Source organism: Rhodoferax sp. GW821-FHT07F03, from assembly GCF_059418745.1.
Map to the genome: position 1 here is coordinate 81831 of NZ_JBWKQM010000014.1, position 13707 is coordinate 95537.

10 protein-coding genes are annotated in these 13707 nt (G+C 57.3%); all 10 read left to right on the top strand.

The window, feature by feature from the left end; translation table 11 throughout:
• Positions 1-2208 carry a chemotaxis protein CheA gene (locus AC07R0_RS20990; protein WP_495106301.1) on the top strand — a complete coding sequence of 736 codons (2208 nt, stop codon included), beginning with the start codon at positions 1-3 and terminating at the stop codon, positions 2206-2208.
• A gap of 85 nt (positions 2209-2293) precedes the next feature.
• The gene (locus AC07R0_RS20995) at positions 2294-4762 is read left to right on the top strand and encodes a methyl-accepting chemotaxis protein (RefSeq protein ID WP_495106302.1); all 2469 of its coding nucleotides are present in this window, start codon (positions 2294-2296) and stop codon (positions 4760-4762) included.
• A gap of 125 nt (positions 4763-4887) precedes the next feature.
• Positions 4888-5454 (top strand): chemotaxis protein CheW, encoded by a 567-nt coding sequence (locus tag AC07R0_RS21000; RefSeq protein ID WP_495106303.1) that lies wholly within the window; start codon positions 4888-4890, stop codon positions 5452-5454.
• 23 nt (positions 5455-5477) lie between these two features.
• Positions 5478-7016 (top strand): methyl-accepting chemotaxis protein, encoded by a 1539-nt coding sequence (locus tag AC07R0_RS21005; RefSeq protein WP_495106304.1) that lies wholly within the window; start codon positions 5478-5480, stop codon positions 7014-7016.
• Positions 7017-7118: 102 nt separating this feature from the next.
• Positions 7119-8636: a methyl-accepting chemotaxis protein gene (locus AC07R0_RS21010; RefSeq protein ID WP_495106305.1), complete on the top strand. Its 1518-nt coding sequence runs from the start codon at positions 7119-7121 to the stop codon at positions 8634-8636.
• A 41-nt stretch (positions 8637-8677) separates the two neighbouring features.
• Complete coding sequence (locus AC07R0_RS21015; protein ID WP_495106306.1) at positions 8678-10318, top strand: methyl-accepting chemotaxis protein; 1641 nt, start codon at positions 8678-8680, stop codon at positions 10316-10318.
• 10 nt (positions 10319-10328) lie between these two features.
• Positions 10329-10895, top strand: a complete 567-nt coding sequence (locus tag AC07R0_RS21020; RefSeq protein ID WP_495106307.1) for a chemotaxis protein CheW — start codon at positions 10329-10331, stop codon at positions 10893-10895.
• A 156-nt stretch (positions 10896-11051) separates the two neighbouring features.
• Positions 11052-11912 (top strand): CheR family methyltransferase, encoded by an 861-nt coding sequence (locus tag AC07R0_RS21025; protein ID WP_495106308.1) that lies wholly within the window; start codon positions 11052-11054, stop codon positions 11910-11912.
• Positions 11912-12433, top strand: coding sequence for a chemotaxis protein CheD (locus AC07R0_RS21030; protein WP_495106309.1), 522 nt, complete (start codon positions 11912-11914; stop codon positions 12431-12433). The genes AC07R0_RS21025 and AC07R0_RS21030 overlap by 1 nt, the downstream gene beginning before the upstream one ends.
• Positions 12421-13497: a protein-glutamate methylesterase/protein-glutamine glutaminase gene (locus AC07R0_RS21035; protein ID WP_495106310.1), complete on the top strand. Its 1077-nt coding sequence runs from the start codon at positions 12421-12423 to the stop codon at positions 13495-13497. Before AC07R0_RS21030 ends, AC07R0_RS21035 begins: the two co-directional genes overlap by 13 nt.
• Positions 13498-13707: the final 210 nt, after the last annotated feature.

The following is a 13707-nucleotide window of genomic DNA, read 5'->3' on the forward strand; positions in this document are numbered from 1 at the left end:
ATGAATTTCGACGACGCATTACAGACCTTTATCGCCGAATGCCGTGACCTGCTGGAGCATATGGAAGAGGCGTTGTTGTGCATTGAGCAAAACCCGGACGATGCCGACACCATTAACGCTATTTTTCGTGCAGCACATACCATTAAAGGCTCGGCTGGTTTGTTTGGGTTGAACGGCATCGTCGCCTTTACCCATGTGGCCGAGAGCGTGCTCGATAGAGTGCGTAGCAATGAATTGCTGGTAAGCCCGGAACTGGTGGCGTTGCTGCTCCAAAGTGGTGACCATATGAGTGCACTGGTGGACAACATCGCTATGGGCGGCGAGCTTGCTGGGCCAGTCGCTGAGCAAGGTCTGTCCTTGATTGAACAGCTGGGTTCGTATTTAGATGACGAGCTTGCGGTGGATGTAACTCCTGCCGCCGCTGTGCCTGCTGAATACGTGCTGCCATATACCGCCCAGGGGGGAGGCGAGGTGGAAACCGACCATTGGCACCTGTCGCTGCGCTTTGGACGGGATGTGCTGAAGAACGGTATGGACCCGCTGTCCTTCATCCGTTACCTTGGAACACTGGGGGAAATTGTTCATATCGTCACGTTGACAAGTGGGATTCCACCCGCTGTCGAGATGGACCCTGAAAGCTGTTATCTTGGATTCGAGATTGGCTTCAAGAGCCAGGTCGACAAGGCGGCCATCGAAGGCGTGTTTGAGTTTGTGCGTGAAGATTGCCGCATCCGTATCCTTCCACCACACAGCAAGATTACAGAGTACTCAAACCTGATCTTTGAGCTGCCACAGGAGCAAGACATCCTGCTCGGCGATATGTTGGTACGCTGCGGCACATTGACGCAGAATGAGTTGGATACCGCACTACGCATTCAAAAGGCCCAGGGCCAAATGCCGGGCCAAACCCAGCGCCCGATTGGCGAAGTGCTGATAGGCGAACACATGGTGCAGCCACCGGTAGTAGACGCCGCGCTGGAAAAACAAAAACAGCGTAAAAACAGCAAGGTCGCCGAAGCCAATCTTATCCGGGTGGATGCAGACAAGCTTGACGTCCTGATCAATCTCGTAGGTGAACTCATCATTGCCGGAGCCGGTGCCAGCCTCGCGGCTCAACGTGCAGGGTTTCCTGACTTGCTGGAAGCTACTGCCACTCTTTCCAGGTTAGTGGAAGAGGTGCGTGACTCCGCGCTCAATTTGCGCATGGTGCAGATTGGCGCTACCTTCAGCCGATTCCAGCGCGTGGTTCGTGATGTCGGAAAAGAGCTGGGTAAGGACATTGAACTGGTCATCAGTGGAGCCGATACCGAGCTCGACAAAACCGTGGTCGAGCGCATTGGCGATCCGCTCACCCATCTGGTGCGCAACTCGATGGATCACGGTATTGAATCGGCCGAGGTCCGCCTGGCGCGCGGTAAATCACCCAAGGGCATGCTCAAACTCAATGCATACCACGATGCAGGCAGCATAGTGATCGAAGTCGCGGATGATGGCGGTGGCCTGAACAAGGAGCGAATTCTTAAGAAGGCCCTGGAACGCGAGCTGATCACCGAAGGTCAAAATCTGAGCGATAAAGAAATACACAACCTTATTTTCGAGGCTGGTTTCTCCACCGCCGATACGGTTAGCAACTTGTCCGGACGCGGTGTCGGCATGGACGTGGTGCGCCGCAATATCACCGATTTGCGTGGCACGATAGAGCTGGACAGCACCGAAGGTCAAGGCAGCACGGTACGCATCCGCCTACCACTCACCCTGGCCATCATTGACGGCTTTCTGGTGGGGGTGGGTAATGCTGCTTATGTCATTCCGCTAGACATGGTGGTCGAATGCATCGAGCTCAGTGACGTAGAGCGCGACAGCGGCGAAAAGCGCTACCTCAATCTGCGCGGCGAAGTGCTGCCCTACTGCCGCCTGCGCGAGCACTTTGAGGTGGTGGGCGAGCCCGTGCGCCGTGAGAGCATCGTGATCGTGCGCTACAGAGACCACAAAGTTGGGCTGGTGGTGGACAAACTCATGGGCGAATACCAGACCGTCATCAAACCATTGGGCAAGGTGCTGCAACAGATCCGGGGTATCGGTGGCTTCACTATTCTGGGTAGTGGCGAAGTGGCCTTGATTCTGGACGTGCCCGGTCTTATGCGCCAGGTGGTGACCAGTGAGGAACCAGCAGAAGAGCGGGGACGTGTGCTGGCCTTGAATCGCTAATTGCTATCAAATTAATAGCTTCTTTCGCCTATATCTATTGAGCTACAGGCATTAGGCGTGAATAGAAATTTCAAAAGGCAATTAAATGAAACTTACCGTTGCAAAAAAAATGATTCTGCTGGCCGGCTCTGCGCTGCTTGGCATTGCTGTGCTAACTGGTCTAGGTCAGCAGCAGGTTGACAAGGTGTATGAGGCTGCCAATTACGCCAACGCCAATACAGTGCCGAGCCTGGTCATTTTGGACGACTTACGCCGGAATGTTTTGCGTACCCGCCTGATGGTAGCCCGACATGTTCTGAATACCGACGATGAGAAGATGGTTGAGCTTGAGGCCAGCCTCAAAAAGAATATCGAAGGTGTTCACGATGATATCAAGAGGTATGAGAAGGATGGTTGCTTGGGAGGTTCGTGTATCTGCGACGATAAGGACAAGGAGCTGCTGCGCCAGGTGAGCAGCTTGTTTGCGGAATACGAGTCCCATATTGAACCTATCCTGGTGGAGTCCCGCAAAGGAGAGGCCGGCCTGGCAAAGGCCCGTGCCCTCATAGACAAAAGTCGTCCCGTTGCCGATAAGTTGGGTACGGTCATCGACGATCAGTTCCAATACAACGTGGATCTGGGAAAGAAGGGTTCCGATGAGGCAGCGGCTACCAAGGCCCATGCGCTCAATCTCGCGCTATTAGTTTCTGCCCTCACGTTGGCTGCGGTCGGCATCATCGGGTTTACGGTCACACGAGCCTTACTGCGCCAGTTGGGTGGTGAGCCGGATGCGGTGACAGCCATTGCCAACCAGATTGCTGCAGGCGATCTGAGCGCTAAGGTCGAACTCCAGGCCGGTGACCGCGGCAGCTTGATGGCGGCGATGAAGAACATGTCGGACACGCTGCAAGGCTTGATCGCACAGATGAACCATATGTCTGCCGAACACGACAAGGGCGACATCGATGTGGCAATGGACGGCGCCAAGTTTGGCGGCTCTTTCAAGGTCGTGGCCGAAGGCGTGAACACCATGGTCTTCGGCCACGTTGCGGTCAAGAAGAAAGCCATGGCTTGCATCCAGGAATTCGGTGTAGGCAATTTTGATGCACCGATGGAGAAGCTGCCTGGCAAGAAGGTATTCATCAACGACACCATTGAGCAGATACGCGGAAATCTCAAGGGACTTATTGCCGAGATGAACCATATGTCTGCCGAACACGACAAGGGAGACATTGATGTCAAGATCGACGAGGGCAAGTTCAAGAATGACTTTGCATTGATGGCCAAGGGTGTCAATACCATGGTATTTGGACACATTGAAGTGAAGAAAAAGGCCATGGCCTGCGTCAAGGCGTTTGGTGAAGGTAACCTTGATGCTCCCATGGAGACGTTGCCTGGCAAGAAAGTGTTCATCAATCACACCATCGAGCAGTTGCGCGGCAACCTCAAGGGCATTGTTGGTGAAATTCAGAACATGGTTGCCTCGGCCAACATGGGAGACTTCAGTACCAAGATGCTCTTGGAAGGCAAGGCGGGCTTTACAAAGGAACTCTCCGAACTGCTCAACCAGCTCTCCGACACGGTTGACACCGCGTTCAAAGATACCATCCAGGTGGCGCAGGCGCTGGAGCATGGTGACCTGACGCAGGTCGTGACCCGCGACTACGAAGGTGCTTTCGATCGGGTTAAGCAAGCCCTCAACAACACGGTGGCCAAGCTCTCGCAAGTTATCGGTGAAGTCAATGCAGCGGCCAGCAGCATTGCTTCGGCCAGCGAACAAGTCTCAACCACGGCGCAGAGCATGAGCCAGGCCACCAGTGAACAAGCAGCGAGTGTGGAGGAAACCAGTTCTTCCATCGAACAGATGAGCGCCAGCATCAACCAAAACACCGACAACGCCAAGGTCACAGACGGCATGGCTTCGCAAGCGGCCAAACAGGCGGTGGAGGGTGGCGCTGCCGTGAAAGACACCGTAGCAGCGATGAAGAGCATCGCGGGCAAGATCGGCATCATCGATGACATCGCCTACCAGACCAACCTCTTGGCGCTGAACGCCGCAATCGAGGCGGCACGGGCGGGCGAGCATGGCAAGGGCTTTGCTGTGGTGGCCGCCGAAGTCCGCAAGCTGGCCGAGCGCAGCCAGGTGGCGGCGCAGGAAATCAGCGAACTGGCCAGCGGCAGCGTGGACAAGGCTGAGAGCGCTGGCAAGCTGCTCGACGCCATTGTGCCCGCGATTGGCAAGACATCCGAGCTGGTGCAGGAGATAGCCGCGGCATCCAGCGAGCAATCCACGGGCGTGGGCCAGATCAACGCCGCCATGGAACAACTCAACCAGATCACCCAGCAGAACGCCAGCAGCAGTGAAGAGCTGGCGGCCACAGCGGAAGAGATGAGCGGCCAGGCGGCACAGCTGCAGGAAGCGATGGGCTTCTTCAAGGTGGAGGGTGGCCAGATGAAGGCTGTGACCACACCCAGAGCAGCCATTGCGTCCAGAGTGCCTTCAGTCCGCCTGAGCAGCAAAGCTACTGCAACCAAGAATGCAGCGGTCAACGAAGCCAGTTTCGTGCATTTTTGAGTAACAGCGCGCGGTGGCCACTTGCATGGGCAAGACCGGAGCTGCACTGTTGATTGTCAGCAGGATGGTTTCCAAGATTGCAGAAGCCAACGAAGCTAGCTTCGTCCGCCTCTAAGGAGATTGACATGAGTGCCATGATCTCAGCACAACAAAAAACGCCTGCCGTGCTGAGTGCCACCATCGGGCACAGCCAGCTCGACCAGCACCAGTACCTGACCTTCATGCTCGGTGGCGAGACCTACGCCATGGGCATCCTGGCCATCAAGGAAATCCTTGAATACGGCAACCTGACCGAGGTGCCGCGCATGCCCAGCTTCATCCGCGGGGTCATCAACTTGCGTGGTGCGGTGGTGCCGGTGATTGATCTCAGCGCACGCTTTGGCGAAGGCGCGACCACCGTTACGCGGCGCACCTGCATCGTGATCGTGGAAGTGGCCGGTGGCAATGGCGCCCAGCACGACACCCAGGTGGTGGGCGTGATGGTAGACGCAGTCAATGCCGTGCTGGAGATACCGGCTGCCGAGATTGAGCCACCGCCGTCCTTTGGCGCCCACATCCGCGCTGACTTCATGTGCGGCATGGGCAAGGTGAACGGCAAGTTCGTGATCATCCTCAACATCCACCATGTGCTGTCGGTGGATGAGATGGCCGCACTGGCTGGAGCCGCGGGTGGCGACGTGGCAAGCTCCTGAATGGCAATTTTCTGCAACGCAATATGAAATTTCTTCGCCAATTTTTTCGGAATTTGAGGCTACGTACCAAGCTCGGTGGCAGCTACGCCTTGCTGGTGCTGTTGATCGCGCTGTGCACGGTGATCAGCTGGATGGGGCTGGCGAAGGTTGACCAGCATGCCGACACCCTGACGAGCGAGCTGTGGCCCAAGGTGCAGCTATCGCAACGTGTGATCAACGTGGTCAATGAAAACGCGCAGGATATTTTAGCCGTGATGTACCTGGATGACCGTGCGCAGGTGCGTCAAGCCATCGAGCGCATGAGGGAAAAATCTGCAACCCTGACCCAGCACTACACCGAGCTCGCCCAGCGCATGCTGACCAGCCCGCAAGGTAAGGCCACGCTGGCCACGGTGATGGCAGCCCGCAAGGAGTATGTAGACAGCCGTACCAAGGCGCTTGAATTGCTGGTAGTAGGGGATCAGTCCTCTGCGCGTGCAAAGCTGATGGCCGAGACCATGCCACTGAAGGGTAAGCACATCGAGACCATCAGAACGGGTATTGATCGCGAGGAAGAGGCTATGGAGCAGACGCTGGTCGCACAACGAGCCGAGGTCGTCACTATCCGCCATGCCTTGGTGCTGGCCACGCTGTTCGCCATCGGCGTCGCGTTGGTCGCGGGCATCGCGCTGACGCGCTCGCTGGCGGGCAATATCCATCGCGCGTCGTTTGCGGCCCAGCGTCTGGCCGAAGGCGACTTTACGGTCCGGCTGGAGTCGAATTCGAACGACGAGGTCGGGCAATTGATGCTGGCGATGAAGACCATGACCGAGAGACTGTCGCAGGTGGTCACTGAGGTGCGCTATACGGCGGACAAGCTGTCGTTCGCGTCTGCGGACATCAGCACGACCGCGCAGAGTCTGTCGCAGGGCGCTGGCGAGCAGGCCGCCAGCGTGGGGAAAACCTCCGCGTCGGTTGAACAAATGAACGCCTCCATCACGCACAACACGGATAACGCCAAGGTCACCGACGATATGGCCGCCAAGGCCGCCAAGGCCGCGAAGGAAGCGGGGGAGGGCGGTGAAGCGGTGAAACGGACGGTGGCTGCAATGAAGAGCATCGCCGGCAAGATCGGCATCATCGACGACATCGCCTACCAGACCAATCTGCTGGCGCTGAACGCGGCGATTGAGGCGGCACGGGCGGGCGAGCACGGCCAGGGCTTTGCCGTGGTGGCCGCCGAAGTGCGCAAACTGGCCGAGCGCAGCCAGGTAGCGGCGCAGGAAATCAGCGAGCTGGCCGGTGGCTCGGTGGTGATGGCTGAGCGCGCAGGGCAGTTGCTGAATGCGATGCTGCCCAGCATCCAGAAGATCTCGGAATTGGTGCAGGAGATTGCGGCGGCATCCAGCGGGCAGTCCAGCGGCGTGGGCCAGATCAACACCGCCATGGCTCAGTTGAACCAGATTACCCAGCAAAACTCCAGCAGCAGCAAAGAGCTGGCGGCCACCGCCGAGGAGATGAGCAGCCAGGCTGCGCAACTGCAGCAGGTGGTGGGCTTCTTCAAGGTCGGGGCGATGGCCTGACTGCAATTGACTGTGGGCGCAATCAAATGCGTAGAGCTCTTTGCGTCCATGTTTAGTTGTCTGAAGTTAAAAAATACTAACGTAATGGGGGGAGTCAACGTCATGTTCAAGAATATGAAAATCGGTTTGCGTCTCGGCCTGGGTTTTGGCCTGGTGTTACTGCTCATGGCAGTTCTTATCGCCATCGGCATCAGTGGCATGAACGAGATCAACGGACGTCTCGAAGGCATCGTGAACGACAACAACGTCAAGATTGAACTCATCAGCAAGATGCGTGGAGACGTCCGCACGATGGCCACTGCGGTCCGCAACGTGGTATTGCTTGATGATGTGGCGGGTATGCAGGTGGAGGCCAAGCGCAATGATGATTTGCGTCAGACGTACGACGATGCCGAGCGAAAGCTGACAGGCATTGTCCGCAGCGAGCAGGGAAAAGCTTTGCTGGCTAAGATCAAAGAAGGAGAGGTGACGACCAAACCGCTGGTCGACAAGGTGCTCAAACTTGCACTCGCGAACGAGGACAAAGAGGCCACCAATATTCTGCTAAGGGAGGTGCGACCGGTTCAGAATAATTGGCTCGCAGCCCTCGGAGAAATGTCGGAATTCCAGGCTAAGAACAGTCAGGCAGATGCCGAGGCTGCCATGCAGGTTTACGCCAGCGCACGCCGTTTTTCGCTCATCGTCGGAGTGCTGGCGCTGGCTGTAGGGGGCATTGTCGGTTTTTTGCTTACGCGCGGCCTGGTTAAACAGCTCGGTGGCGAGCCGGCTTACGCGGCGGAAGTGGTCTCAAGGATTGCCGGCGGCGACATGACCGTGGTGGTGCAGACCCGTGCCAATGACACCACCAGCATGCTGTTTGCCATCCAGAGCATGGTGGGCAAGCTCTCGCAGATCATCGGCGAAGTGCGCGGCGCGGCCGATGGCCTCTCCACGGCGTCCGAGCAAGTGTCCACCACCGCGCAATCGATCTCACAGGCCACCAGCGAACAGGCCGCCAGCGTGGAAGAAACCAGCGCCTCCATCGAGCAGATGAGCGCGTCGATCAACCAGAACACCGACAACGCCAAAGTCACCGACGGCATGGCCTCGCAAGCTGCCAAACAGGCGGTGGAGGGTGGTAGCGCGGTGAAGGACACCGTGGCGGCAATGAAGAGCATCGCCGGCAAGATCGGCATCATCGACGACATCGCCTACCAGACCAATCTGCTGGCGCTGAACGCAGCGATCGAGGCGGCACGCGCCGGTGAACACGGCAAGGGCTTTGCCGTGGTGGCCGCCGAAGTGCGCAAGCTGGCCGAGCGCAGCCAGGTTGCGGCGCAGGAAATCAGCGAACTTGCCAGCGGCAGTGTGGACAAGGCCGAGAGCGCCGGCAAGCTGCTCGACGCCATCGTGCCCGCAATTGGCAAGACCTCGGAGCTGGTGCAGGAGATAGCCGCGGCCTCCAGCGAGCAATCCAGCGGCGTGGGTCAGATCAACACCGCCATGGAACAACTCAACCAGATCACGCAACAGAACGCCAGCAGCAGCGAAGAACTGGCGGCCACCGCTGAAGAGATGAGCAGCCAGGCTGCGCAGCTGCAGGAAGTTATGGGCTTCTTCAGAGTCGGAGTAACGGCCTGATTGGCTTGGGTAATAGGCAATTTAAAACGAAAGAAATCGATATGGGAAAAAAACAACTAGGTATTGCCACCAAGCTGGCACTGAGTTTCGGCACCGTCGTGTTGCTGCTCATCGTAAGCATCGTGCTCGCGCTGTCCAACATGGCGACGATGAACGACACGACGGCAGACATCATCAATGACCGCTACCCTAAGATCGACACGGCGGGCAACGTCCAGGTTGCTCTGCTCGATATCGGGCGTTCCATGCGCAACCTGTTGCTCGTCAGTTCCGAAGACGAAATAGAACAGAACAAGGCCAAGATCCAGAAACTGCGCGGTGTCGCCAACGACGGTATGGCCCAGCTCGACAAGACGATCGACTTGCCCAAGGGGCGCGAGCTGTTCAATGCGATGCGTAAGCCCTATGAGGAAATGGCGCCCAAGTACGACCAGTACTACGCCCTGATCAAGGCCGACAAGGCCAAGGCCACGGAGTTTCTGTTGAAGGACTTCGCGGTCAGCAACACCGCGACCGTCAACAGGCTGGAAACGTTCCAGAGCTTCGTCGACGAGCAGATGAAGGCGTCCAGCGCGCAGGCCGTGGAAAGCTACCGCTCCGCGCGGACTTGGATGCTGGGTATCGGCATCGGCGCCGTACTGATTGCGGTGGTGCTAGCCGTCCTGATCACCCGCGGCCTGGTTAAACAGCTCGGTGGCGAGCCGGCTTACGCGGCGGAAGTGGTATCGAAGATTGCCGGCGGCGACATGACGGTGGTGGTGAAGACCCGTGCGAATGACACGGGTAGCATGCTGTTCGCCATCCAAACAATGGTAAGCAAGCTCTCGCAAGTTATCGGTGAAGTCAATGCAGCGGCCAGCAGCATTGCTTCGGCCAGCGAACAAGTCTCAACCACGGCGCAGAGCATGAGCCAGGCCAGCAGTGAACAAGCAGCTAGTGTGGAGGAAACCAGTTCTTCCATCGAACAGATGAGCGCCAGCATCAACCAGAACACCGACAACGCCAAGGTCACAGATGGCATGGCCTCGCAAGCGGCCAAACAGGCGGTGGAGGGTGGCGCTGCTGTGAAAGACACCGTAGCAGCGATGAAGAGCATCGCGGGCAAGATCGGCATCATCGATGACATCGCCTACCAGACCAACCTCTTGGCGCTGAACGCCGCAATCGAGGCGGCACGGGCGGGCGAGCATGGCAAGGGCTTTGCTGTGGTGGCCGCCGAAGTACGCAAGCTGGCCGAGCGCAGCCAGGTGGCGGCGCAGGAAATCAGCGAACTGGCCAGCGGCAGCGTGGACAAGGCTGAGAGCGCTGGCAAGCTGCTCGACGCCATTGTGCCCGCGATTGGCAAGACATCCGAGCTGGTGCAGGAGATAGCCGCGGCATCCAGCGAGCAATCCACGGGCGTGGGCCAGATCAACACCGCCATGGAACAACTCAACCAGATCACCCAGCAGAACGCCAGCAGCAGTGAAGAGCTGGCGGCCACAGCGGAGGAGATGAGTGGCCAGGCGGCACAGCTGCAGGAAGCGATGGGCTTTTTCAAGGTAGACGCGGGTTATACACCTGCCGAGACCGGCAGGACCCAGGCCTCCGCTAGTTTCAAAGCCGCACCACCCTTGTTGAGGATTAACAAAGCTGTCGCAAAAAAAGCGGTAAACAACGAAGCTAGCTTCGTCCGCTTCTAAGGAGATTGACATGAGTGCCATGATCTCAGCACAACAAAAAACGCCTGCCGTGCTGAGTGCCACCATCGGGCACAGCCAGCTCGACCAGCACCAGTACCTGACCTTCATGCTCGGTGGCGAGACCTACGCCATGGGCATCCTGGCCATCAAGGAAATCCTTGAATACGGCAACCTGACCGAGGTGCCGCGCATGCCCAGCTTCATCCGCGGGGTCATCAACTTGCGTGGTGCGGTGGTGCCGGTGATTGATCTCAGCGCACGCTTTGGCAAAGGCACGACTACCGTTACGCGGCGCACCTGCATCGTGATCGTGGAAGTGGCCGGTGGCAATGGCGCCCAGCACGACACCCAGGTGGTGGGCGTGATGGTAGACGCAGTCAATGCCGTGCTGGAGATACCGGCTGCCGAGATTGAGCCCCCGCCATCCTTTGGAACCCATCTTCGTGCGGATTTCATGACCGGGATGGGCAAGGTGAATGGCAAGTTCGTGATCATCCTCAACATCCACCATGTGCTGTCGGTGGACGAGATGGCCGCGCTGGCCGGAGTGGGGAGCGGCGGCGTGGTTGGGGTTTGATGCTATTTCATGCAGCTTCAAGTAGGTTGCATATAGGTTCTGGGCTTGAATGAGCGATCGCGGATCTGATGGAGTGAATCGCGACGTCAAGCCATTCTTATCCTGCCATTCACCCTTTCAGGGAGGGCATATTGGAGCAACAGAGGAAAAATGGTATTGACGAAGGAATACTCAAGGGCATTGCCCGGTAGCAGCACTGGTTCGTTGGCAGGCGCTGTTGCATTGCTCGACCGGGAATTCGCACAGTTCAGCGAGCTGATTTACCGCATCGCAGGCATTAGCATGGCTCCGGCCAAGAAATCGCTGGTTTCCAGCCGTTTGGCCAAGCGGCTCAAGCATTTCCGTCTAGACAACTATGGCGACTATTTCCGTCTGATCACTTCACTCCAAGGCAAAGACGAATTGCAAATAGCGGTGGACATGCTGACTACCAACGAGACGCATTTTTTCCGCGAACCCAAACATTTTGATTTTTTGCGCCAGCGCATTGTTCCTTTCCGGCGCTTGGGTACACCTTTTCGAGCATGGAGTGCAGCCTGTTCTAGCGGCGAGGAGCCCTACAGCATTGCCATGGTGCTGGAGGAGTTGCTGGGTAATCAACCATGGGAGGTGTTGGCTTCGGATATCAGCACGCGCATTGTGGACAAGGCGCGTAACGGCTTGTTTCCGCTGGAGCGCTTGCCGGAAATTCCCAAGCAGTATCTGCGCCGCCATTGCCTCAAAGGCATTGGTGAGTTTGATGGCACCTTGCTGATTGACAAAGCTTTGCGCGAACGGGTGCGCTTCATGCTGCACAACCTGATGGAAGCGCCGCCGAAGCTGGGTGAGTTCGATGTGATCTTTTTGCGCAACGTAATGATCTATTTTGACCAGGGAACCAAGCAGAAAGTGGTGTCGCATTTGTTGCCATTGCTGCGTCCCGGCGGGTATTTTCTGATCGGACATTCAGAGAGCCTGAACGGCGTGACCAATGTCATGAAATCGATTGCGCCGGCTATTTACCAAAAGTCGGACTGATGCGTAAACCGGCGCATACAGTTGAGATATTCCTGCAGCCTGGTGAGGTGTATTTTGGCGTGCGCGACACACGCATACGTACGCTGTTGGGTTCTTGTGTCGCCATCGTAATGTGGCATCCCGGCATGCTGACGGGAGGCATGTGCCATTACATGCTGCCAAGTGCACCGTCTGGCAGGCGTGCAACCCTGGATGGGCGTTACGCTGACGAAGCGTTGGAGTTGATGCTGCTGGAGATCCGCAATGCCTGTACTTCACCGGCGGAATATCAGGTCAAGCTATTCGGCGGTGGGCATATGTTTTCCGGAAATCAAACTATCCGCGTGGACCACGTGGGGGCCAAGAATGTCGAGATGGCGCGCGTCTTGATGAAGCGACATGGTTTTTCAGCCCAGGCCGAGCATCTTGGCGGCACAGGGCATCGTACGGTCATGCTGGATATCTGGAGCGGCCATGTCTGGGTGCGGCACCAGCCGCAAGGCCCTTTCAAAGACAAAAATGAAACGCTATGCACAAAGTGAAGGTATTGATCGTCGACGATTCCGCTGTAGTGCGTCAAGTGTTGACTGCCAAGCTACAGGAGGATCCGGGTATCGAGGTGATTGGTGCGGCATCCGATCCGGTATTTGCAATGGATCGCATGCGTGCACAGTGGCCCGACGTGATCGTGCTGGATGTGGAAATGCCGCGGATGGATGGCATTACCTTTTTAAAGAAACTGATGGCAGAACATCCAACGCCAGTGGTGATCTGTTCTACGCTGACTGAAAAAGGCGCGGAAACCACGGTGCAGGCGCTGGCGGCTGGGGCCGTCAGTATTGTCACTAAACCAAAGCTGGGCCTCAAACAGTTTTTGCAAGACAACTCTGATGATTTGATCAGTGCGGTCAAGACGGCGGCGCGCGCCAATGTGCGGCGACTGATGCCTGCTGGAACCGCTGTTATTCCTCAACCCAAGCTCTCGGCGGACGTGATTTTGTCAGCGTCGACCCACGCGATGGTTCAGACGACCGATCGTGTCGTGGCCATCGGGACCTCCACGGGCGGAACGCAAGCTCTTGAAGCAGTGTTAACTGCGCTGCCCCAAATGTGTCCGGGTATCGTCGTCGTGCAACATATGCCGGAAAAATTCACGGAAGCTTTTGCCAATCGCCTTAATGGTTTGTGCAAGATGGAGGTGCGTGAGGCGAAGAGTGGAGATAGGGTTATGCCCGGACGGGTGCTGATTGCCCCGGGAGGTCGGCATATGCTGTTGAAGCGGAGTGGAGCGCAGTATCGCGTCGACGTCATGCTAGGGCCGCTGGTGAGCCGCCACCGACCATCTGTGGATGTATTGTTTCGTTCCGTGGCCAAGTGCGCTGGACGGAATGCGCTGGGCATCATCATGACTGGCATGGGTGACGACGGCGCGCGCGGGCTGAAGGAACTGCGCGGCATGGGCGCACGTACGTTGGCGCAGGACGAGGAAAGTTGCGTGGTGTACGGCATGCCTAAGGAGGCTGTAAAGCTAGGCGCGGTGGATCGGGTACTGCCGTTGGGAGAAATTCATATGGAGATTCTCCGGGCTATGCAGAGTACCGTTTGACGCAAATCGTACCCACACAACTTGTTTGGTCGGATTGAATGGCCAGAGAAACGGGTGCTCTCCAGGCTCGATGTATTGAATATTGAATTCAATTCTGCCCCTGCAGATGAGTGGAGGTCCCGTTTGGCACTGCGGGGCGTCGCTGGTGGGACTGCATTATTGTGCTACGTCCGAAAATTTTCATCGACGGTACGGTTATCCCGCTGGGCA